Here is a 21,318-nt window from a genome sequence, read left to right on the forward strand (position 1 = left end):
GTGAGGATGGCTGTCATCAACTGAAGATGACCGGTATCAGTAGAAGATGATCGATATCAGCAGAAAAATCCAGGCCTGCGAATCAGGTCTGATGATTAGGATTGATATCTTTTCGATTGAAGTCAACTGCATTGGCGGCCTGACGCTTGTGCTCATCCTCAATTGCCGCGTAGTAATCGATGGTTGTGTTGATATTCTCATGCCCGAGGACGTCCGCGACCAGCCGGATATCACCTGTCTCCCGATAGAGGGCTGTTCCATAGGTTGAGCGAAGCTTGTGTGGCGTAATGTGTTTGCCCGGGACGGCGATCCTGGCGTATTTTTTAACCAGTTTCTCGATGGCGTCGACGGAGATCCGCTTGCCCTGCAGAGAGTAGAAGAGGGCCTGCTGATGGCCTTCCAGAGGACTGATGGTCTGCCGCTCCCCCTCAATATAATCAGACAGGGTTGAATGAACCGGTTTCCCGAAATAGATGATGTCCTGTCCCCCTCCCTTGCGTACAATAACAAGGCTGTTTTCTATCAGATTGACGTCATTTAAGTCCAGGCCCCGGCATTCCGACACACGCATACCGGTATTTAATAAAATTGTCAAAATGGCCAGATCTCTCTGCTGTGTTTTCAGGCAGTATTTTCGCTGACGGTCTGACATCTGCTGGTTGCCGATTGTAATGGCATTTAAGATATCCTGCACCTCGTAGTTATTCATGCGGACGATATTCTTGTCCTTCTTGAGTCTGGGCATCGCCACAAGGGCTGCCGGATCCTCCGAAATATGCTTGTGAATCAGCTGATATTTATACATGCCGCGCAGGGCAGACATCTTGCGGGCAATGGCTTTCTTGCCATTTTCATGGTATTCCCCATCCACGTTAAGACTTAAATAGCGCTGGTACTCGAGGATATCCTCAGATTGAATCTGCTTTAAGATTTCCAGTTTCATTGACTTCGGATCGATATCCTTTAGCTGGGGATTTTTCTCCCGCAGAAATCGCAGAAAGGTCAGCAGGTCGTAGGAATAAGAAATCAGTGTGGAGGTCTGTGTCGTAAGCTCCTTGGAGTAGATAAAATCAACGCAGAAGTCCGGAAGCTGATCCAGCAGGCTGCGCAGCTTCAGAGTCTGTTTCTTTTGTTTGTCCTTGTAGTATTCAGAGTCCCGAGCCATGGTATCTAGTATATTCCTCCTCAAACAGATATATCATGCGGAAAAACAGATATTTATCCGCTAGATTGATAGAGATAGTTTACTCCTCTTTCAGAACCCTGTCAATCACCGAGATTAAGCATTTTGGGATTTGTATCACAGGAACTAACTTAACTATTTGAGACTTGTCATGTATCAGATCACTATCCATTACTTGCCTACTACATCCCCTTATTTTTATAACATAGCTATCAATCTTAAATTTCCCGAAGGCCTTCGGATTTTAGATCTCTATTGAACCTCAGCATAGACCGGTACGACCAGAGACATTCCGGAATAAATATTCTGACTGGTCAAGTGATTGGTCTCGATGATCTTGTTCACGTATTGGCGGCGGCTTACCGATGGATCCTTCTTATACTGATCAGCCAGCTTATAGAGCGTGTCGCCCGGATTGATCTCAATGGACCGATAACACTCCTGATAGGTCTTCTCCTGTGACGCCGATGCAGTCATGGGCCGGTTCAGGAAAAAAATCGCGAGCAAGGCGATGACGATTAAGACAAGGGATATCGCCAGCTCCACTCTGGTCTTATGCCGCTGTCTGGATGATCTGCTCCCTGCCCGGCCGCTTCTTCTATTTCTATCAATGATAAGCTCTTTCTTGGTCCCATATCCGCTAAAACGACTGGTCATCATCTTCTGTCCTCCCGTGTTCGATTATCTGTTCGGAACAACTGTTCGATTCATATCCTAGCAAACAGTTGTTCGGGTGTCAAGCATTTATCGAACATATTTTTGCGAATATGTGTTTGCTTTTTAAAAAGAGCTTTTCTATAATAGAAGTAACTTCATTCCAGAGGATTTCCGACCGCATCCCAGACCAGAGGCTTTTCTGCGGCGATTTCTTTGGCAGGATGATGTAAGCGGAATTTAATTTTGGAGGTGTTGGAGCTATGTCCTATGGCAAGATCACAGAGAAGCAGATGCAGATTTTGGAGTACATTAAGAATGAGATTTTAAGCTCCGGCTACCCTCCCACGGTTCGCGAGATCTGTGACGCGGTGGGTCTTAAGTCCACCTCTTCTGTCTTCGCCCACCTGGAGAAGCTTGAGAATAACGGCTATATTCGCCGTGATCCGACCAAGCCCAGAGCAATTGAAGTCGTGGACGATAATTTCAACCTGACCCGCAGAGAGGTCGTCAATATTCCCATGCTTGGACAGGTGGCTGCCGGTCAGCCTCTTTTGGCTGTTGAGAATATCAGCAATTATTTTCCTATTCCGGCAGAGTTCATCCCCAAGGAGCAGACCTTTATGCTCAAGGTCAAGGGGGAATCCATGATCAATGTCGGCATCTTCGACGGAGATTTTATCATGGTCGAGAAGCGACCGACCGCCCGCAACGGGGAGATTGTTGTCGCTCTTGTCGATGATTCCGCCACGGTTAAGACCTTCTACAAGGAAGAGGATCATATCCGTCTGCAGCCGGAGAATGATGATATGGACCCCATTCTTGTCCCAGACTGTCAGATCCTCGGTAAGGTTTTCGGCGTATTGAGACTCTATTGATCCGGCTTTCGATGGTGACCGAGACCGGTTTATTCCATTTCATTATTACTTTTACCAATGCTCATACATCTTTCTGAAAAAGATCAGGCCCCCTGAGATAGATCCTCAGAGGGCCTGATTACGGCAAGCACATGCTTGCGGAACGTGTATATGACTGTCACAAAACGGGATACCGCGCTTGAAGCTGTCCTTCGGCAAACCAGAGCGGGCGATAGAGGAAAAAGAACAGGAAGTCGCGCCTTCTACTCATCTTCTGCTTGGCCCTTCTTTGAGATATGATATTTTATGATAATAATTACGATACTTAATGGTAGATAGGTTAGCCAGAAGGTGATTATGGTATAGCCTGATATGAATGACCAGAGACTCATAGTCATTCTTGTAAAATAGCTAACCAAAATGAATCCGATAATCTGTGCACACAAAATAAGCAATATACGTCCTATTAGCTTCTTAAATTCAGCTTTCACATCCATCAATGACCATTCCCCCATCGCTTACTAAATGTCCAAGATCCTACATATTGCGTTCGTGCCCGGTCCAAATAATATCTATTTTCATAGCGCATATATCTCTTACCAGCTACTCAGCTCCTGCTTTGCCCTTCTTTGAAATAAGGTACCATACGATATAAATTACTGTCTTCAATAGTAGATAGAATAGCCAGGAGGCGATAAAAACATAGTCAGACACAAATGACCGGATACTCCTGGCCTCGCCAGTAAAATGGGTGATCAGAAAGTATACGATAATCTGTATACATAACGCAAACAATGCGAGTCCTATATCTTTCTGCAAACGCTTCTTCACTGATACCACCTCCCCCGAATTTCTGTCTTCCCTCCTTTATCTTTCCTTCTTCAGGTAAATTCAAAATAGCATGTTTTAAGACTGAAAACAAGATTTGATCACAAACTCTCGATTTCAACCTCTCTCCCATCGGTCCAGATCCGCTCCAGGTCATAGAAGAGACGATCTTCCTCAGAGAAGATGTGAACGATAAAATCTCCATAATCCATCAGAATCCAGGTGGAATTGCGGTTTCCCTCGACCTTGGGCTGAGCCATGCCGATTTCTCTCATCTTCTGTCCGACAGAATCCTCCATGGCCTGCAGCTGACTCTGATTGCTGCCGCTTGCCACGATAAAATAGTCGGCAATGGTAGAGATACCGCGAATATCAATGATACGGATATCCTCTGCCTTTTTCGCTTCCAAAGCCTGAAATGCCACTTTTACCTGCTCTTCTATTGTCATGATTGAAATCTCCTTGTCTGAATGATGTCTCGATAGGAATCGAGAGTCTGTCTGCTGCTTACATCGATCTCTGCCCCGGATGCCTCCAGAAACGCGATGGTATCCTCCAGAATCAGAGTCACTGCCAGGTCCAGGTCGTAAAAGGCAAGCTGTCTGATGTCGGACAGGTGAGGAGCCCGGTCCCGTCCCGGCTCAATATAGTCGGCCACAAAGATGATCTTGTCTAAAAGCCCCATGGCAGGACTTCCGGTCGTGTGCAGCCGAATGGCCCGAAGGACAGCCGGGTCCTGCACTCCATAGATCTCCTCGGCAAAAAGAGCGCCAACCTTCGCGTGAAGCAGCTGAGGTGCCTTCTCTTCTCCCGGGCTGATCAAAAGCCCACGCTTTTTGGCGATTTCTATCAGCTGATCATTGGACAGGTATTTGGCACAGTCATGCAGAAGCCCCGCGATCTGCGCTCTTGTCATGGGGTAGCTGTGGGCCATGGACAGAGCGCATGCCGTGTGCATAACTCCCAGGGTATGAACATAGCGATGGGGACTGAGCAGGCCTTGCAGAGACTTCTCAATGGCCACGATATCATACCCTGTGACGTTCTGGTAGAGAGCGTGTGTTCGGATGTAATCGACAACCTTAGACGGCGTATAAGCAGAGATATCCTCTTTTTCTGCGACCATCCGGCGAATCTGTGTCGAGGAGATGTCCATCTGCCCGCAGTCAAGAATATGAAAGGAGCCCTGATATGTGTCAGACAGCCGCTTGATCTTTTCCTGTAAATCTTTCCGGCGCAGCCTGCTCTCTTCCACCTGGAAGCTTTCCACCTGGAGACTTCTCGACTGGATTTTTCCTGTCTTAGAACTCTTCGGGGCCTTTGCCGGTCCGGCGCCGTGAGAAAGTCCAGCCTGGGATTTTGTCCCGGCAAAAGAATCCTGCGCCCCTGTGGCAGCTCCCGTTTCCTTCTCTACTCTTCTGGTCAGCGCGGCCGCCTGGTCCCGGCTGATCTGCTGCGAAACAGTGATCGCGTGCAGGGTTTCCTCCGGACTTCGGCAGGCAATGAGAATGGTCGCCATGGCACAGATCCGCTCCGGGTGGACCCAGCTGAAGAAGAGGTCCAAAGAATCCTCTCCAATGATGTAATAGAAGCTGTCGTCAGAAAAACGCTGACGCAATTCCTTCAGACTGAGATAGGTGTAGGATTTCCCGGACCGGCGAATCTCCAAGTCGCTGACCTTTACCCCTCGCATTCCCTGAACTGCAAGTTGACACATGTGAAGGCGGTCATAGCGTCCAAGAGAATCTGTAATCCCCTTGTGGGGCGACTCCCCTGTCGGCATCAGCCAGACCTCGTCCAGGCCGAATTGCTCTCTGGCCTGACGGATGATATTCAGATGGCCATTGTGAATGGGATTGAAGGTTCCTCCCATAATTCCAATCCTGCGCGTCATACATGACTCCGATCTGAAGACTTCTTCCCCGCGGCAACAGCAAATTACTCTGTCCAAATTTGTGATAACAGGAATCTCATCCTGTCAGTCAGCTGATATTCACCTGGGCAGCTCAATCTTTGGCTTTTTGGCCGGGCGGTAGAGAATGATAATTTTTCCGATCACCCTCACGACAAGAGAGTGACTCCTTTCCGCCAGGATATTGGCAAGCTCCATGGGGTCATCGAAGCAGTTCTTTAATACGTGAATTTTGATCAGCTCTCTGGCCTCCAGAGCCTCGTCAACAGAGTTTACAATTTCCGGGGTTACTGAAGATTTGCCGATCTGCAGGATTGCGTTCAGAGGGTTCGCCATGGAGGACAGATAGGCCCTCTGCTTGTTGGTCAATGTCAGCATAGTCACTCCTTATAGTAGTCAAATGTCAGCCCATACATGCGAACCGTATCTCCGTCCTTAATTCCCCTGGACTCAAGATCCTTGAGGATCCCCTCTTTCTTCAGGAACTGCTGGAAGAAGACGAAACCGCGCTCTGATTCAAGATTCGTGTAACCGAGCATTTTGTCAATCTTTGGCCCCTCAACGACATACTCTCCGTCCGCGTTGATCTCAATACTGTAGGGCTCGTCTGCGCGTATCAGGTCGTTGGGGTCGAACTCAGCATCGTAGACGACAGGTTCTTTGGGGAGGGAGGATAAGAGCTCTGATACCCTGTAGAGCAGTTCTTTTACACCCCGGCCTGTCACAGCGGAGATTCCATACACTTCGATTCCTTCCGAAGAAAATGCCTCCCGCAATCTGGTCAGAACCTCTTCCCCGCCATCCGGGCAGAGGTCCAGCTTGTTGGCGGCAATGATCTGAGGTTTCTTAAGCAGCTTAGAATGATAGGACTCCAGCTCATGGTTGATGGCCCTGATATCTTCGATGGGATCCCGCCCCTCCACAGAGGCCGCATCGACAAGGTGGACAATCAGCTTGGTCCGTTCGATATGACGAAGGAACTGGTGACCCAGCCCCAGTCCCTCAGAGGCTCCCTCAATCAGACCCGGAATGTCAGCGATCACGAAACCGGAGGCCCCCTCCAGATCGACGACGCCCAAATTAGGATTTAGGGTGGTGAAATGGTAGTTGGCGATCTTGGGCCGGGCATTGGTCGCCCGGCTTAAGAAGGTGGATTTGCCCACATTTGGGAATCCGACCAGGCCGACGTCTGCAATTACTTTGAGCTCCAGGATCACTTCAATTTCAACGGCATTCTGTCCTGGCTTGGCGAATTTGGGCGCCTGCATGGTAGATGTGGCAAAATGCATATTGCCAAGTCCGCCATTTCCGCCCCGTAGAACGACCATACGCCGGTTATCTCCGGACATGTCCGCAATCACCTGCCCGGTCTCCGCAGACTTGACAATGGTGCCCTCGGGAACCTTGAGGACAATGTCCTGTCCATTTCTGCCGTGGCATCGCCTCTTGCCGCCCTCTTCTCCGTTGCCGGCCGCAAACTTGTGTCTGTGACGATAATTGTAGAGAGTGTTCATTCCGTCATCCACCTCGAAGATGACGTCTCCCCCCTTGCCTCCGTCGCCGCCGTCAGGCCCTCCGTCGGGTACGAACTTCTCTCTGCGAAAACTGACATGCCCGTCTCCCCCCTTGCCGGAAACGATCCATATCTTAGCGCGATCTGCAAACATAATTATCCTCCACTTATCCAAGGGAATCGAGGAATCTATCTTTTGAGATTTCCTGATCCCCATGGGATTACAGATTCTCTTGGGCGCTATGACCGCAAAGCGTCAATCACTGCACCGTGCAGGAGCATCATAGCCTATCCGACCGGATAGAACAAGAAAGTCCTGAAAGAAAAAACCACCCCGGATCGCATCTGCAAGCTCCAGGCAAGTGCGAAACAGGGTGGTTGATTTTATTCTGACAGAAATGCCCTTTTATTCCGCGTCCGCAACGGGATAGACAGAAGCGACCTTCTTGTCTCTTCCCTTGCGCTCGAAGCGAAGCACACCGTCAACCTTGGCGAAAAGAGTGTCATCGCCGCCAATCCCGACATTCAAGCCCGGATGGATCCTGGTGCCGCGCTGTCTGTACAGAATATTCCCGGCCTTTACATGCTGTCCGTCCGCCCTCTTGGCGCCCAGTCTCTTGGACTCGGAATCTCTACCGTTCTTGGTAGAACCCATTCCCTTTTTATGAGCGAAGAACTGAAGATTCATCTCTAACATGGATCACACCTCCTGTGTGTTAAATGAGACATAGGTCTCACCATAGCTGTCTATAATTTTTCGGATACCCAGAATCATGGTTTCCATCAACAAATGACTGTCATGGGATACGGTATCTTCAAACTGAAAATCAATCATGCCCTGGCCAGGGTCCTCTCCGATAGAGAAGTGATCCTCAGTAAAGGTCTCAATCGCATTGATGGTATTGAGCACAAGCGCCGAAACCGCTGCACAGACGACATCATCTGTATCGGCGTAGCCCGCATGCCCCAGCAGATAGAGTCTGCGAAACTCGCCCTTTTCCTTTGTGACAGTAACAGAAATCATGGCAGTCAGCCATTGATCTTGTCGATCTTAACCTGCGTGAATGACTGTCTGTGACCGTTTTTCTTGTGGTAGCCGGTCTTTCTCTTGAACTTGTAGACAATCACCTTGCGAGCGCGTCCGTTGCGAACGACAGAGGCCTCCACGCTGGCGCCGTCAACTGTAGGACTGCCAACCTTTAGCCCGTCATTGCTGACTGCTAAAACCTGGTCGAAAGTCACCTTCTCGCCCTCCTCGGCACCGAGCTTCTCAATGCTGATGACGTCTCCCTCAGATACCTTGTACTGCTTACCACCGGTAGCAATAATTGCGTACATGTCTGTACCTCCTCAACATACGCCAGTTTTGGTGTCCCGGGACCATCCCGGAATCTTCATACCTAACTGCGCGACATACTAGATTATATTAGCATCACAGAAAATCGCTGTCAAGCTGGCAGACGATCTGATCGCAGACAGGTGGCCGATGGATCCGATCATAGGGTGGACTGCAACCGAACTTACGAATCGACTAACGGACAATCCGGTAGTAGATGCGGCTTGTCAGAAGGAAAATCAACAGGTAGACTAGGGCGAATATCCCTGTCACAATTCCAAGTCGAATCATGTAGTAGGTCATATTGCTCACGCCAAAGAGGATCAGAATGTTGGACATAATCTTGCCGGCCGCAAGGCAGTGAACGATTGCCACCGCAAGAGGGGCGAAGAAAAGCCATACGATCTGACTGGCCGCGGTTCTGCGGATCAGAGCATCCGGGAGTCCCACCTGTTTCATGATCTGATACTTTTCGCGGTCCTCATAGGCCTCGTTGACCTGCTTGTAATAGGTGACAAGAACCGTTCCGATCAAGAAAACCAGGCCGACCACAAGCCCCAGGAAGAGGAAGCCTCCGTTGAGGGAATAGACTTCATTTCTCGCCTCTGTTTCATTGATTGCCACAAAGTTATCGTGATTCATACTCTTAACTGCCCGGTTTAGAGCCTCGGATTGATCGGCTGCATTCCAGGCGTAATAGGAATTTGTAATTGTTCCCATCCCCATTTCGTCAGGCGCCTGCAGCAGGTCAGATACCTCCAGCATGGTTTTTTGATCCGGCAGAACCAAAAAGATATAGTCCACATTGAAGTTAGACGAAACCATGGTCTTTCCCTTGCTGAGCTGGTAGGTCTTATCCCCTATCTTCAAGCTCTTGATGTTTGACACGCTGTCTCTGTTACTATAGATCAAAGCCTGTCCCTGACTGAGTTTGATATCAGTTCCAAAATACCGGTTATATTCGTCAAGACTTCCCAAAATGGCAAAGCCGGTCTTAAAGCCGTCTTTGGGATTCATCAGATCCTTCTCTTTCCTGGAAACATACTTTATCTCCTGACTGGAATATAAGACGGCACTTGTCAGCTGAGTAATGCTGATCCCGTCCTTGACCTTCGTATAGGCTTCTGTCGTCTGGCGGGCTTTCTCCTCCACCTCGCCTGCCCATTGTTGAAGCTCATCCGTACTTGGAGACTGTTCCGTATTTTGAATGGAGTAGAGCTCATAGTAGCGGTTATGCAGGATTCCATCTACCGTTTTCTCCATGTTGGAGTACATGACAAAGACCGTTGACAGGGTCAGAATGACCCCGCAGGCCATAATCGCCATCGAGGCAAGCCCAACCGCGTGAGATTTCATGCGGTAGAGAAGACCTGAAATGTTTAGAAAATTCCTGGCCTTATAGTAAGACTTCCTCTTTCGACGAAACTTGAGATAGATCACAGAAAAAGAGATAAAGAGGCAATAGGTGGCCAGGGCAACCGCTAGAACAGCAAAGACGATTTTGCTTATGGCGGATAAGAGCCCTTCTACATGCATGGCCTGATAATAGCCATAGCTTAAGGCAGCCAGACCGATAACCAGAAGCAGCCAGTTGGATCTCGGTTCCTTTTCACCCTTCTTCTCTCCTGTCAACAGGGCAAGAGGAGCCTTGGAGCGGATCTTGCTGCAGTTGATGACAAAGAGGACAAAAAAGAAGGCCAGCTCGAATCCCGCCGTCATAAGAAATGCCTGCGCAGAGAATGGGTAGTTCATCAGCTTGACCCCGGAATCATGGAGCAGCTCATTGAGTCCGGCAAAGATCAGCTTGCCGAAGATGAAGCCCCCAATGGTGCTGATTATGGTCATAAGGGCAAAGAGAATCAAGAGCTCAATGAAGAGAATTCGGCGGATATGCCGTTTCTCCAGGCCCAGAATGGAATAGAGGGCCAGCTCCTGCTTCCTTCGACTCATGAGAAAGCGATTGGAATAGAGGACAAAAACACCGGCCAGAATCAAGATCAGCCAGGACCCGTATTGAATGAAAGTGATCAGGTCCTTATGCCTGGTCAGAACATATTGATTGGACTGCAGGGACACCATGACATTGTAGAGAAGAAACATAATGCCGTTGGAAATGACAAAGGGGATATTGACCAGGCGGTTTGCCCTGATATTCTTGAGAGCGAAACGGGCTGCGATGGTAGTCATGCAAGCACCTTCTTTCTGAGGACTGTCTGGGCCTGATGGATGCGCTCCATAAAGGCCTCCTGATCTTCCTCCCCCCGGTAGAGCTCATGGAAGACAATCCCATCCTTGATAAAGAGAACCCGCCTGGCGTAAGAAGCTGAGCGCAGGGAGTGGGTTACCATGAGGATGGTCTGAGCATTTTCATTGATTCTGGTGAAGAGTCTCATGATCGCGTCAGCAGAAGCGGAATCCAGGCTTCCGGTCGGCTCGTCCGCAAGGAGCAGGGCTGGCTTTGTAATGATCGCTCTTGCCGTGGCAATGCGCTGTTTCTGGCCGCCGGAGATCTCATAGGGATATTTGTCTACAAAATCTCCGATCATGAGCTGATCCTGAATCTCCGCTAGGCGGCTTTTCATCTCCTCTGCCCTGACGCCTGAGAGAACCAGGGGAAGATAGATATTGTCCCGGTTGGTAAACTGGTCCAGGAGGTTAAAGGTCTGGAAGACAAATCCGAGCTCATTGCGTCGGAAGGCGGTGATGTCCTTCTCCTTGAGATGGGCCAGATTCTGTCCCTCGAGGATAATACTGCCGGACGTGGGCTGGTCCAAGGTGGCAACCAGATTTAAAAGAGTCGTTTTCCCGGATCCGGACTCGCCCATAATCGCGATGAACTCGCCCTCGTCGACGGAGAAATTGACCCCCTTCAGGGCCTGGGTCTCGATGCCTCTGGACCGGTAGGTCTTCTTTACATCCTGCAACTCCAGTATTTTCATGGGATACCTCCTCTGATATCGTTTCAATCTCATTTTGCTCTGATGTGTGCGCTCAAAAATCAGAAGGATCGTTTCGATCGATCATCCGATTCGCTATCATCATAGACCTATCCGGTCGGGCAGGCATTTATATAAAATAACAGCTTCCTTACAGACCTGTAAGGAAGCTGTGAAAATCCTCTCTTACCCGGCCAAATACCTGAAGAAATGATATGGGCAGCTTGTTTTTCTCTCACGAGGCGAAAGATAGATCCGAGCAAGGCAAAAGATGGATCCGATCAAGACGAAAGGTGGATTCGATCCATGGAAAAGCTGGATTGAATCAGGGAAAGAGCACTGTAAAACAGCTCCCCTCTCCCACTTTGGATTCGACAGCAATTTTAAGCGATAATTTCCTGGCAATCGTATCTACAAGAAAGAGTCCCAGACCGGAGGACTTATCTGTTGCGCGTCCGTTAAAACCGGAATAGCCCCTGTCGAAGATTTTGGGCAGGTCCTGCGCGGGAATCCCGGCGCCGGTGTCTTCAACCCGCAAGGCTTTCTTGCCCAGATCATAGCAAATCAAGATCTTTCCCCCGCGCGTGTACTTGACCGCGTTGGAGATGAGCTGTTCCACAAGAACAGACAAACCGCGGGCATCGGACAGAACATAAGCGGACCTGGGAATGTCAATCTCAATCCGATCGTCGTTTTCCACGAAAAGGAGAGAGTAACGCTTTAAAATCTCTGTCACAAGCGGCTTCAGCTTCACCCTGGTCAGATCCATGTCATTGGAATCTTGCATAAGCTTCAGATAGGACATGGCCATATTGGCGTATCCGTTGATCTCCATCAGGCGGGATTTGATTCGAATGGCGTTGCTGTCACAGGACATAGAGTCGGATTCCAGAAGCAGGGAGGCTGCTGTAATCGGCGTCTTCATCTGGTGCATCCAGAGAAGGAAATAGTCTTCCAGATCTTTCTGCCTCTGCAGGGTCTCCTCTTCCAATTGACGCTTTTCTTTCATAATCCTCTCCAGTTCCCTGCTCAAGTCCGTCCGGCGCCTGATATGATAGCTGGCAAAGACAAGGTAAATCAGCCAGGAGAAGACAATAATCTGTACGCAGAGAATCATATAAGAGTTCTCCATTCCGCCAAGCATAGAAACGGTGGCAAGGAGAATGACAACCAAAAGCAAGCTTGTCGTGACCGGAAGAATTTCACGGAGAAAATCGAGGATTTCTTTTTTGTCAGGCATTATGTTTCCTCCGACAGGCAGTAGCCGATTCCCTTTTTGGTTTCGATCAGATTTTCCAGGCCGATTTCTCTTAATTTTTTGCGAAGTCTGGAGATGTTGACCGCCAGAGTGTTGTCGTCAATAAAGTTCTCGCTCTGCCAGCAGTGGTCGATCAGGGCTTCCCGGCTGATCACCTTTCCCCGGCCGACAAAGAGGGGTTCTAAGATCAAAAGCTCTGTCCGGGTCAGATCCAGCTGTCGATCCCGAAAGTAAATCGCGGTCTTGGCAAGGTCCAGTTTCACCCCATTCCAGACGAGCTCATTGGCATTCTGCCCGAACTCGTAGGATCGACGGAGAAGGGCGTCGATCTTGGCTCGCACCACTTCTAGGGAGACCGGCTTGGTCACATAGTCGTCCGCCCCCATCTGCATGCCCTGGATCAGATCCATATCATCAGACTTAGAGCTCAGAATTAATATGGGCAGAGTCGAGAAGGCGCGGATCTGCTGACACCAGTAGAAACCGTTATAAGAGGGGAGCACGACATCCATGATGACCAGATCCGGCGCCGCTTCCCTGACCTCCTGGGCAACCCTGGTGAAATCGCGGACACATGTCACCTTATGGCCCCAGCTGGTCAGATATTCTTCCAGAGACTTAGCGATGATCTCATCGTCCTCGACAAGAAATAAATTCATATCAGATCATTCCTTCCCATATTCCATGACCGTCTTTGCGGTCGTCTCGCTGTCATGAGCGCAAGCCGGCTTCTATATAAAATGCAGGCCTTTTCCCCGAGCGCAAGCAGTTTTTTCGTCCCGAGCGTAAGCAGTCCAGTTGATGCGGGCCCACAAATCGCATTATGACGAGAGGATCTGCTTTAATGATGCGTATTTCTTCTGCCTGGTTATCTCCACCAAGCCCAAAGCGGTGACGTCAACCAGACTCACCCCCTGGGGGTCCCTCTTGCAGCAGGAGGACAAATGTTCCATCACCCGGGTCAGATCTCTCTTATCTCTCATATTGATAAAATCAATGACGATATTGCCCCCGCAGGGAAGCCAGACAGTTCTTGAACTGATTTCTTTCATCAGTCGGGTCAGATTGCGCAGCTGATAGAGGGGGTATTCGTCCCGGTAGGCGTGAAAGAGGGGAGCATAGTCTGCCAGTCGACTGTCGGCTCGCCTGGTCCATGAACATCCTTTTGATCCCTGTGTGTGAGAGCCATTGTTTCTTTCTCCCGCAAAGGAGGCAATCACCTCCTCTAAATCACTGGTGATGGACGCGATCTGCCCGGCGGGATAGGTCATCAGCCGCTCCATCCAAAGAGGCTGACCAGGCTGAAAGACCGTAAAAAGCGCCTGCTGACCGATGGTCGCCTGAAAGTCCTCCATTTGCTCAACGAGAGCTTCGACCTGCCCGGACAACTCCTCCTCTCCTAAAGAGGCTGCGGACGTCCGCAAAGTCAGATGATAGTTTTCCCCCTGGCAGGCTGACAGAAAATCTCTGAGACGTCTTCGGTCCTGTCCGCTGATCTTCCTGGAGATACCGGATTCTCCCGATCCCAAATGCGCAATGACGTCGGCGGATTTAAAGACGATATCACTGCTCCCTATGGCGTCCTTGCTCTTGATGGGGTCGGCGACAATCTGCAGGAGGATTTGGTCACCCCCGTGAATCCCCTCGGATTTGGACTGTCTGCGCACATAATTGAGTTCATCCGGACTCTTCACGGGGAGAAAGACCTTTTTCTGGTCTGCGATATCGACAAAGGCTGCATGCAGGGAGGGCAGATATTTTTGAATCCGTCCAATGTGAATCTGTCCGACCATGCTGGGTCTGGCCAGGTTCTCCACCTGCAGCTCAATCGCCTGTCCGTCCCCGGTCCGAACAAGAAAAAGCCCGATCTCTATGTCCTTCCAGGGCATCCGGGTAATGCATATCTCAAGTTGTTCCTGCTCTGAAATTTCCGGCATCCTGTATCCTCATCAAGTTTCCCATCAAATCCCCATCAGATCCTTATCAGATCCCCATCAAAGCCTTATCAGATTAGACACGCCAATCAAAAAATTCCCTCCCCTACATCCTCCAGGGAGACAAATTGTCCATCCACCCTGGTGAACATATCCTCCCGGTAGACGCGGATAGCATATTCCTGAGGATCCAGCCCCAGGAAGCGATGGAAATGTTCCATGACCAGATCCGGCTTGATATTATCCGTCGAACCGGAAGACAGCATGATGCGGTGGCAGACAGGGCCGCATTCTTCGTCCGCTGGATCCGCCGGACAAGCCTGATTTCCTGGGATAAAAGGCTCAATCTCCCAGCGGTAGATCAGGGGCTTGAGATCAAGCGAGCGCTCGGATTTTTTGGTCTTCTTGACAATTGTAATATGTTCTGCCCGATCATAGAAGTCCTCCCTGGCATCGATCAGCTCCCTCAGCTGAAGAGGCGCCTTGCCCCTGCGATAGGTCAGGCGGTAGCTGGAGGCCTCTACAGACGCCATGGCGTTTTTCGCGTTCTCGGGCAGCCGGCGAAGAGAATGAATCACCATCCCGTCCACCATAGTCTCCCCAAGCGCCTTCATAGCGGAAAGCCCATCCAGACCCTCTTCCGTCTCAATATCCATGTACTCCCCGTCGGAAGTAATGCCGAGGCCCAGGGGCTCCGCAAAGGACATAATGGGATGGGGATGGTAGCCCTGAGAGAACTTCATGGGAATGCGGGCCCTTCGCATGGCCTTCTGGAAATAGCGCATGATATCCAGGTGCCCGATGTATTTCATGGCTCCATGTTTACCGAAGCGGATTCTGATTTTCAAAGCACACCCCTCCCCCCATCGATCTCATACCGCAGCCGGAGCACTGGTCCCTGCAGTTTGGCGTCAGTTTACCCGCCATGGCATTCTTCCACTCCCGCTCCAAAAAGGGACGGGTCAGGCCGCAGTCGATGAAGTCCCAGGGGAAGATTTCGTCGAGGGGGCGCTGACGATAGGCATAGAAATCAGCGGAAATACCGAATCTGTCGAAGGCCTCCTGCCAGACCTCATCGTTAAAGTACTCGCTCCAGGCATCGTAGATCTGGCCCTTTTGGGTATAGGCCCAGAGAATGGCATCGGCCACCTTGCGGTCCCCTCTGGCGAAAATCCCCTCTAATACGGAGATCTGGGGATGATGCCACTCATAGTGCAGGCTCTTGCGATTGAGCTGCTCGTGCATGGTGTCTTTGACCAGCCTGGCCCTTCGGATGTAGTCCTCCGGCGGATGCATGGGGGCCCACTGAAAGGGAGTGAATGGCTTTGGGACGAAGAAAGATGTGGACATGGTGATCTGCGCTCTTCCATTTCTCTGGTCTTTGGGGATCTCTTCAAAGTAGAGGGCTGCCAGATCGTTGCCCAGCCGGGGAATGGCCATAATGTCCTCATCAGTCTCCGTGGGCAGGCCCAGCATGAAGTAAAGCTTGAGCTTGTTCCAGCCCCCGTGAAAGGCCTCTTTTGCCCCCGACATAATTTCTTCCAGGCTGATTCCCTTGTTGATGACATCCCGCATTCGCTGGGAACCGGCTTCCGGGGCAAAGGTCACAGAGGACTTGCGGACATCTTGAATCTTTGACATGACGTCTAAGGAGAAGGCGTCAATGCGGAGGGAGGGCAGGGAGATATTGATCTTCTCCCGGTCGCATTTGTCAATCAGATAGTCCAGAAAATCGGACAGGCCCCGATAATCGGAGGAGGACAGAGAGGACAGAGAAATCTCGTCATAGCCGGAGGAGGAAAGCATCTCCTCCACATAGGATTTCAGCGTCGCAAGGCTCTTCTCCCTGGTCGGTCGATAGACCATGCCGGCCTGGCAGAAACGGCAGCCGCGGATGCAGCCCCGCATAATCTCAATGACCACACGGTCCTGCACCGAGCGGACAAAGGGGACGATCGGGTGAACCGGATACGTCGCGTGGTCCATGTCCATCATGACCTGCCTGCGCACCCGACTTGGAATGTCATCGTATTTGATTTCCCAGTCCTCAAGCCTGCCGTCCTCCTGATAGACCGGCGTAAAGAAGGCAGGAACATAGACCCCGGGAAATTTGGCCGCCTCATGCAAAAAGTCCTCCCGGCTGTAGACTCCCTCCTTTTTCATGCGCTCATAGAGGCGGACGACGTCAACATTGTTGACCTCCCCTTCTCCCAGGAAGAACATGTCAAAAAAAGGGGCGATGGGCTCCGGATTATAGGTGCAGGGGCCGCCTCCGACGACGATGGGATCTTCCTCGCCGCGGTCTTTAGCCAAAAGGGGAATCTGACTCAAATCCAGGATCTGCAGGATGTTGGTGTAACACATCTCATACTGGATGGTGATGCCCAGGAAGTCCTTGTCCCTGACTGCTGTCTGGGTCTCTAAGGTAAAGAGGGGAATATTCCTCTCCTTCATGATCTTATGTAAATCCGGCCAGGGGGAGTAGAGGCGCTCGCAGTAGATCCCCTCCTCCCTGTTGTACATATCATACAGAATCTGAATGCCCTGGTGGGACATTCCCACCTCGTAGACGTCAGGGAAGCACATGACAAAGGAGACAGCGACCTCAGAGGGATCCTTCATGACGCTGTTTAATTCATTGCCGATATAGCGGGCGGGCTTATCCACCTGCATCAAAATATCCTCTGAGAGAGCAAGTTTTCTCATAGATTCTCCTGGTCAACAGACTTTTGGTCCAGCCCATCTGCGCTGACGATGGGATTGTGAAAACAGGAATGAGCGCCGGTATGGCAGGCGATTCCTCCAATCTGATGCACTGTCGCAAGAATAGTGTCGTAATCGCAGTCAGCGATCAGAGAGACCACCTCCTGCCTGTGTCCGGAGGTCAAACCCTTGGTCCAGAGCTCATTTCTGGAGCGGGACCAGTAGGTCATGAGACCTGTCTCCACAGTCTTCAAAAAGGCCTCCTCATTCATATAGGCCAGCATCAGTACGTCCTTGCTGCCCTCTTCCTGCACAATCACAGGGACCATGCCGTCTGCGTTGCGCTTGAAATCAGACCACTGCAGACGGGGCTGGTGGAAAGAAAATGGTCCGGACTCATCTTGTGTGATTGCTCTCTGATCCATGGGATATCCTTATCCTAGCTGCTTTCTCGTTTCTCATCCTGCTGACTCTATCAATCATTCGCTTTTGTACTCATGAAAAAAGCAAGAAGCTGAACCCCACAGGAATTCATCTCCTTGCATTTTACTTGATCCTGAAATGGTTTTCACCTTCGGAGTATTTTCCTCCGTCAGCGATCGTCTTTCGTGCCGATCAGCGCTCCGGCGCCGACAAAGAAAACGGTTACAAGAACAAAGGCAAATAATGTAGACATCCCGTCACCCCCATGACATGATAGTCGATTGATTCCCCAATGAACTTTACTCAGACATTATAGCAAAAGAATCCAAGTTCGGCGAGTGTTCTTTCTTTCACCCCGTAGCCTGACGTGTGTAGCACGATAACGATATCTAATCTTCTTTATAACAGATAATATATGCTTTTATATTGTCACTTCCTTCATATAAAGTTAAAGGAATTGTTAAAATATCAGTTTCAGTACTAGCTGTATTATAATCTTTTCTTTCTTCTGGAGGATACGGATACATTGCTACTGTATAGGTATGTCCTTCCTCCAAATAAAGATCGAACTGTATTTTTTCAGTTTTTAAATTCCTTGTTTTCCCTAAAAATACATCTGTTGACTCAAAAATACCTTCAAAAGAATGATTCCCCGCGGATAATGCCAGTATTTTTTCTAGATTTTCACCAGAAACAGGGTTGAAAACAGAAATATCCTGATTATCTATCTTGATTTTTCGGCAATACAAGTGAACAATCGCTTTATCTTTATTATTTACAAGATAAGAAGAGGCTTTTGCTTTATTCTTTTTACCTATCAGCATAAATAAAATAAAAAGTATCAGCCACACAAGTGCAACAATTGAAACAATTAAAATAGTCTGGTTCATAAATTTACCCCCTGCTTTCTTGTTTAGAAAATATTCTAATTAATTTTCAAAAAATATTTTTATTAATTGTATACTTTTATTAAAATAATAACAACCTATTGATTCCGTCATATTTTCCCCTTGGTGGACAGGACATCCACGATTCTGGGATCAGAGGAAACCGCCTGATCCAGGGCCTTGGCAAAGGCCTTAAAAATCGCCTCGATCATGTGATGACAGTTTCCCTCCGTCAGCATCTTCACGTGCAGGTTCATCATAGCCGAGTAGGAAAGGGCGTAAAAGAACTCCCTCACCATCTCCGTGTCCATCTGCCCTACCATGGGGACGGGAAAGACGGGATCGAACTGCAGATAGGGGCGGCCGGACAGGTCAACAGCAGACAGAACCAGGACCTCATCCATGGGCAGGATACAGGAACCATAGCGGCGAATCCCCCTCTTGTCTCCCAGAGCCTGTCGGATGGCCCTGCCCAGGACAATGCCGGTGTCCTCGATGGTGTGGTGGCAGTCCACACCCAGGTCTCCCTTGACCTGAGCTTTCAGGTCAAAAAACCCGTGGCGGGCAAAGCCCTCCAACATGTGATCGAAAAAGCCAATGCCGCTGTCAATTTCAGATTGACCGGATCCGTCCAGATTGATTGTGATTTCGATCTCCGTCTCCCTTGTTTTGCGGCTTACGCTTGCAATTCTGTCCTGAGCCATATTCTACCTCCCTAACACTGTTTATCTCTTCATCCGGCTTGTCTTTCTATCTTCTGATCTTTTGATCCGGCTGTTCTCTCCATACAACTGGTCTCTCTTTTTTCCTGTTCTCTATAAAGTCTTTTCAACGATCTGCTGTGATCTGGATCTTATGTCATAGACAGAGCCGGATCAACTCTAAAAGAGATTCAAGTCAACTCTACATTCTCCTCATCTTCCTCAAAGCGAACACGCACAGAATTGGCGTGACCAGTCAGACCCTCCGCCTCCGCAAACCGGGCCACATCCTGATAGACTCCCCGCAGGGCCTCTTTAGAGTAAGAGATGACAGACGACTTCTTGATGAAGTCGTCGACGGACAGGGCGGAGAAGAACCTGGCTGTACCGTTGGTTGGAAGGACATGGTTGGGCCCGGCCAGGTAATCTCCGATGGGCTCGGAGGAATAGGAGCCAAGGAAGATCGCCCCGGCGTTTTGAATCCTGGTCAGACTCTCCCAGGGATCTCTGGTCACAATCTCCAGGTGCTCCGGAGCGATGGCATTGACGCAGGCGATGGCCTGATCCATATTTTCAGCCAGGAGAACATATCCGTAGTCCTCAAGAGACTTTCGGATGATCTCTCTGCGGGCCAGCTTTTCAGTGAAGTAATCCTCCCAGCGAATCACCTCCTTGGCCACCCTCTCATCGTCTGTCACCAGGATGGCGGAGGCCATGGGGTCGTGTTCTGCCTGAGACAGGAGGTCGGCCGCGACATATCTGGGATTGCAGCTTTGATCGACAAGGGCCATCACCTCAGACGGACCCGCGATTGAATCAATCGAGACGTAACCGAAGACGGCCTTCTTGGCCAGAGCCACGTAAATATTGCCGGGGCCCACAATCTTGTCTACCTTGGGAATCGTCTCCGTTCCGAAGGCAAGGGCCGCAACCGCCTGAGCCCCGCCCAGCTTGTAAATCCGGCTGACCCCTGCCTCTTTGGCGGCCACCAGAGTGGGGGCATAGACCTTCCCCTCCATGTCGGGCGGCGTGGTCATGACAATATCGGGAACGCCTGCCACCCGGGCGGGAATGACATTCATCAGAACAGAGGAGGGATAAGCGGCCCTCCCGCCGGGAACATAGACCCCGACCCGCTCCAAAGCGGTCACTCTCTGGCCTAAAATGACGCCGGGATGATCGGCGTCGAACCAGGATTTCTGACGCTGTTTTTCGTGAAAGGCGCGGATGTTGGCAATCGACTTGCGGATGACGTCTAAGAGAGCGGGATCTACCTTCCGGTAGGCCTCCTCGATCTCCTCCTGACTGACGAGGACAGAGGAGGCGTCCAGCAAAATTCCGTCAAATCTGGCCGTATAGTCAAAGAGAGCCGAGTCCCCCCCTTCCCGAACCTGGTCGATGATCTCCTGCACGCTTTTCTCAAACTGATGATAAGAGCTTGGGCTTCTCTTTAAGAGCTGGTCTAAAATATTGGCGATACTGCTGTCATTTAATTTTGTGATCTTCATGCTCCCTCCTGACTCGCCCTTTTAAGCGCCTCGATCAAGGCGGTGATGCGCTCGTTTTCCATCTTCATGCTGACCTGGTTGACGACCATGCGGGCGGACAGGGGCACGACCTCTTCTAAGACAGTCAGTCCGTTCTCACGCAGGGTAGAACCGGTCTCGACAATATCACATATGACCTCCGACAGGCCGACAATGGGAGCCAATTCGATGGACCCGTTCAGCTTGATGATTTCTACCGTCTGGTGCTTCTTCTTGTAGAAATAGTCCCGGGTGATCTTCGGATACTTGGTCGCCACGCGAATCAACTCCTTATGTCTGAGCTTATCCTTTGCGCAGGAGGGACCGGCGATACACATGCGGCACTTCCCAAATCCCAGATCAAGAACCTCATAGATCTTTCGCCCCTCTTCTAAGATGGTATCCTCGCCCACAATGCCAATGTCGGCAGCTCCATACTCGACATAGGTGGGGACGTCCGGCCCCTTGGAGAGAAAGAAGCGCATCTTATGCTCCTCGTCCACAAAAATCAGTTTTCTGGTCTTTGAATCATCCATCTCTGGACAGAAAATGCCGATTCTCCCGAAGAGCCGCATGGCCTTTTGCGCCAGGCGTCCCTTTCCCAGAGCCACCGTCAAATATCTCTCTTCTGCCATATCTCACCTCGTATGATACCTGATTTAACTGA

The 21,318-nt window shown here is 50.2% G+C and carries 22 protein-coding genes; 1 reads left to right on the forward strand and 21 read right to left on the reverse strand.

The features are described from left to right. Positions 1 to 82 precede the first annotated feature (82 nt). Together GCWU000342_RS04830 and yneA are read right to left on the reverse strand one after the other, a co-directional pair. The gene (locus tag GCWU000342_RS04830) at positions 83 to 1,165 is read right to left on the reverse strand and encodes a tyrosine-type recombinase/integrase (RefSeq protein ID WP_006906173.1); all 1,083 of its coding nucleotides are present in this window, start codon (positions 1,163 to 1,165) and stop codon (positions 83 to 85) included. 270 nt (positions 1,166 to 1,435) lie between these two features. Further along, entirely contained in the window at positions 1,436 to 1,843 is a 408-nt protein-coding gene (gene yneA, locus GCWU000342_RS04835; protein ID WP_006906174.1) for a cell division suppressor protein YneA, read from the reverse strand. A 257-nt stretch (positions 1,844 to 2,100) separates the two neighbouring features. Here yneA and lexA point away from each other — a divergent pair, with 257 nt between their 5' ends. Beyond that, positions 2,101 to 2,715 (forward strand): transcriptional repressor LexA, encoded by a 615-nt coding sequence (gene lexA / locus GCWU000342_RS04840; protein WP_006906175.1) that lies wholly within the window; start codon positions 2,101 to 2,103, stop codon positions 2,713 to 2,715. Between the two features lie 908 nt (positions 2,716 to 3,623). Here the strand turns inward: lexA and rsfS are convergent. The 19 genes from rsfS to hisG form a co-directional block, all read right to left on the reverse strand. After that, positions 3,624 to 3,971, reverse strand: coding sequence for a ribosome silencing factor (rsfS, locus tag GCWU000342_RS04855; protein WP_006906178.1), 348 nt, complete (start codon positions 3,969 to 3,971; stop codon positions 3,624 to 3,626). Further along, positions 3,968 to 5,416 (reverse strand): nicotinate (nicotinamide) nucleotide adenylyltransferase, encoded by a 1,449-nt coding sequence (nadD, locus tag GCWU000342_RS10165; protein WP_006906179.1) that lies wholly within the window; start codon positions 5,414 to 5,416, stop codon positions 3,968 to 3,970. Before nadD ends, rsfS begins: the two co-directional genes overlap by 4 nt. Before the next feature lie 99 nt (positions 5,417 to 5,515). Next, complete coding sequence (gene yhbY, locus GCWU000342_RS04865) at positions 5,516 to 5,803, reverse strand: ribosome assembly RNA-binding protein YhbY (RefSeq protein WP_045000704.1); 288 nt, start codon at positions 5,801 to 5,803, stop codon at positions 5,516 to 5,518. Between the two features lie 11 nt (positions 5,804 to 5,814). After that, complete coding sequence (gene obgE, locus GCWU000342_RS04870; protein ID WP_045000327.1) at positions 5,815 to 7,101, reverse strand: GTPase ObgE; 1,287 nt, start codon at positions 7,099 to 7,101, stop codon at positions 5,815 to 5,817. A 252-nt stretch (positions 7,102 to 7,353) separates the two neighbouring features. Beyond that, a complete protein-coding gene (rpmA, locus tag GCWU000342_RS04875) occupies positions 7,354 to 7,644 on the reverse strand; it encodes a 50S ribosomal protein L27 (protein WP_006906182.1) in 291 nt (96 codons plus the stop codon). Positions 7,645 to 7,647: 3 nt separating this feature from the next. Next, the gene (locus GCWU000342_RS04880) at positions 7,648 to 7,971 is read right to left on the reverse strand and encodes a ribosomal-processing cysteine protease Prp (RefSeq protein WP_006906183.1); all 324 of its coding nucleotides are present in this window, start codon (positions 7,969 to 7,971) and stop codon (positions 7,648 to 7,650) included. Positions 7,972 to 7,976: 5 nt separating this feature from the next. Further along, positions 7,977 to 8,285: a 50S ribosomal protein L21 gene (gene rplU / locus GCWU000342_RS04885; RefSeq protein ID WP_006906184.1), complete on the reverse strand. Its 309-nt coding sequence runs from the start codon at positions 8,283 to 8,285 to the stop codon at positions 7,977 to 7,979. Positions 8,286 to 8,478: 193 nt separating this feature from the next. Beyond that, positions 8,479 to 10,470, reverse strand: a complete 1,992-nt coding sequence (locus tag GCWU000342_RS04890; protein WP_006906185.1) for an ABC transporter permease — start codon at positions 10,468 to 10,470, stop codon at positions 8,479 to 8,481. Further along, the gene (locus GCWU000342_RS04895; protein WP_006906186.1) at positions 10,467 to 11,222 is read right to left on the reverse strand and encodes an ABC transporter ATP-binding protein; all 756 of its coding nucleotides are present in this window, start codon (positions 11,220 to 11,222) and stop codon (positions 10,467 to 10,469) included. The genes GCWU000342_RS04890 and GCWU000342_RS04895 overlap by 4 nt, the downstream gene beginning before the upstream one ends. 322 nt (positions 11,223 to 11,544) lie before the next feature. Continuing rightward, entirely contained in the window at positions 11,545 to 12,459 is a 915-nt protein-coding gene (locus GCWU000342_RS04900; RefSeq protein ID WP_006906188.1) for a sensor histidine kinase, read from the reverse strand. Beyond that, positions 12,459 to 13,136: a response regulator transcription factor gene (locus tag GCWU000342_RS04905; RefSeq protein WP_006906189.1), complete on the reverse strand. Its 678-nt coding sequence runs from the start codon at positions 13,134 to 13,136 to the stop codon at positions 12,459 to 12,461. Before GCWU000342_RS04905 ends, GCWU000342_RS04900 begins: the two co-directional genes overlap by 1 nt. 162 nt (positions 13,137 to 13,298) lie before the next feature. Then, positions 13,299 to 14,414 carry a ribonuclease E/G gene (locus GCWU000342_RS04910; RefSeq protein ID WP_006906190.1) on the reverse strand — a complete coding sequence of 372 codons (1,116 nt, stop codon included), beginning with the start codon at positions 14,412 to 14,414 and terminating at the stop codon, positions 13,299 to 13,301. Positions 14,415 to 14,500: 86 nt separating this feature from the next. Next, positions 14,501 to 15,259: a TIGR03936 family radical SAM-associated protein gene (locus GCWU000342_RS04915; protein ID WP_049921552.1), complete on the reverse strand. Its 759-nt coding sequence runs from the start codon at positions 15,257 to 15,259 to the stop codon at positions 14,501 to 14,503. Next, entirely contained in the window at positions 15,234 to 17,117 is a 1,884-nt protein-coding gene (locus GCWU000342_RS04920) for a TIGR03960 family B12-binding radical SAM protein (RefSeq protein ID WP_006906192.1), read from the reverse strand. The genes GCWU000342_RS04915 and GCWU000342_RS04920 overlap by 26 nt, the downstream gene beginning before the upstream one ends. Continuing rightward, positions 17,114 to 17,539, reverse strand: coding sequence for a phosphoribosyl-AMP cyclohydrolase (hisI, locus tag GCWU000342_RS04925; RefSeq protein ID WP_006906193.1), 426 nt, complete (start codon positions 17,537 to 17,539; stop codon positions 17,114 to 17,116). Before hisI ends, GCWU000342_RS04920 begins: the two co-directional genes overlap by 4 nt. 387 nt (positions 17,540 to 17,926) lie before the next feature. Further along, on the reverse strand, positions 17,927 to 18,427 hold the full coding sequence (locus tag GCWU000342_RS04930; protein ID WP_006906194.1) for a hypothetical protein: 501 nt from the start codon (positions 18,425 to 18,427) through the stop codon (positions 17,927 to 17,929). A 107-nt stretch (positions 18,428 to 18,534) separates the two neighbouring features. Then, a complete protein-coding gene (gene hisB, locus GCWU000342_RS04935) occupies positions 18,535 to 19,128 on the reverse strand; it encodes an imidazoleglycerol-phosphate dehydratase HisB (RefSeq protein WP_006906195.1) in 594 nt (197 codons plus the stop codon). A gap of 188 nt (positions 19,129 to 19,316) precedes the next feature. Beyond that, positions 19,317 to 20,633 carry a histidinol dehydrogenase gene (hisD, locus tag GCWU000342_RS04940; protein ID WP_006906196.1) on the reverse strand — a complete coding sequence of 439 codons (1,317 nt, stop codon included), beginning with the start codon at positions 20,631 to 20,633 and terminating at the stop codon, positions 19,317 to 19,319. Next, complete coding sequence (hisG, locus tag GCWU000342_RS04945; RefSeq protein WP_006906197.1) at positions 20,630 to 21,286, reverse strand: ATP phosphoribosyltransferase; 657 nt, start codon at positions 21,284 to 21,286, stop codon at positions 20,630 to 20,632. Before hisG ends, hisD begins: the two co-directional genes overlap by 4 nt. Positions 21,287 to 21,318: the final 32 nt, after the last annotated feature.

The organism is Shuttleworthella satelles DSM 14600 (genome assembly GCF_000160115.1).
Lineage (GTDB): Bacteria > Bacillota > Clostridia > Lachnospirales > Lachnospiraceae > Shuttleworthia > Shuttleworthia satelles.

What these genes read in the sequence shown, in the direction of transcription:
- GCWU000342_RS04830 (WP_006906173.1), bottom strand. Translation starts at nt 1,165, where the DNA reads ATGGCTCGGGACTCTGAATACTACAAGGACAAACAAAAGAAACAGACT.
- yneA (WP_006906174.1), bottom strand. Translation starts at nt 1,843, where the DNA reads ATGATGACCAGTCGTTTTAGCGGATATGGGACCAAGAAAGAGCTTATC.
- lexA (WP_006906175.1), top strand. Translation starts at nt 2,101, where the DNA reads ATGTCCTATGGCAAGATCACAGAGAAGCAGATGCAGATTTTGGAGTAC.
- rsfS (WP_006906178.1), bottom strand. Translation starts at nt 3,971, where the DNA reads ATGACAATAGAAGAGCAGGTAAAAGTGGCATTTCAGGCTTTGGAAGCG.
- nadD (WP_006906179.1), bottom strand. Translation starts at nt 5,416, where the DNA reads ATGACGCGCAGGATTGGAATTATGGGAGGAACCTTCAATCCCATTCAC.
- obgE (WP_045000327.1), bottom strand. Translation starts at nt 7,101, where the DNA reads ATGTTTGCAGATCGCGCTAAGATATGGATCGTTTCCGGCAAGGGGGGA.
- rpmA (WP_006906182.1), bottom strand. Translation starts at nt 7,644, where the DNA reads ATGTTAGAGATGAATCTTCAGTTCTTCGCTCATAAAAAGGGAATGGGT.
- GCWU000342_RS04880 (WP_006906183.1), bottom strand. Translation starts at nt 7,971, where the DNA reads ATGATTTCTGTTACTGTCACAAAGGAAAAGGGCGAGTTTCGCAGACTC.
- rplU (WP_006906184.1), bottom strand. Translation starts at nt 8,285, where the DNA reads ATGTACGCAATTATTGCTACCGGTGGTAAGCAGTACAAGGTATCTGAG.
- GCWU000342_RS04890 (WP_006906185.1), bottom strand. Translation starts at nt 10,470, where the DNA reads ATGACTACCATCGCAGCCCGTTTCGCTCTCAAGAATATCAGGGCAAAC.
- GCWU000342_RS04895 (WP_006906186.1), bottom strand. Translation starts at nt 11,222, where the DNA reads ATGAAAATACTGGAGTTGCAGGATGTAAAGAAGACCTACCGGTCCAGA.
- GCWU000342_RS04900 (WP_006906188.1), bottom strand. Translation starts at nt 12,459, where the DNA reads ATGCCTGACAAAAAAGAAATCCTCGATTTTCTCCGTGAAATTCTTCCG.
- GCWU000342_RS04905 (WP_006906189.1), bottom strand. Translation starts at nt 13,136, where the DNA reads ATGAATTTATTTCTTGTCGAGGACGATGAGATCATCGCTAAGTCTCTG.
- GCWU000342_RS04910 (WP_006906190.1), bottom strand. Translation starts at nt 14,414, where the DNA reads ATGCCGGAAATTTCAGAGCAGGAACAACTTGAGATATGCATTACCCGG.
- GCWU000342_RS04920 (WP_006906192.1), bottom strand. Translation starts at nt 17,117, where the DNA reads ATGAGAAAACTTGCTCTCTCAGAGGATATTTTGATGCAGGTGGATAAG.
- hisI (WP_006906193.1), bottom strand. Translation starts at nt 17,539, where the DNA reads ATGGATCAGAGAGCAATCACACAAGATGAGTCCGGACCATTTTCTTTC.
- GCWU000342_RS04930 (WP_006906194.1), bottom strand. Translation starts at nt 18,427, where the DNA reads ATGAACCAGACTATTTTAATTGTTTCAATTGTTGCACTTGTGTGGCTG.
- hisB (WP_006906195.1), bottom strand. Translation starts at nt 19,128, where the DNA reads ATGGCTCAGGACAGAATTGCAAGCGTAAGCCGCAAAACAAGGGAGACG.
- hisD (WP_006906196.1), bottom strand. Translation starts at nt 20,633, where the DNA reads ATGAAGATCACAAAATTAAATGACAGCAGTATCGCCAATATTTTAGAC.
- hisG (WP_006906197.1), bottom strand. Translation starts at nt 21,286, where the DNA reads ATGGCAGAAGAGAGATATTTGACGGTGGCTCTGGGAAAGGGACGCCTG.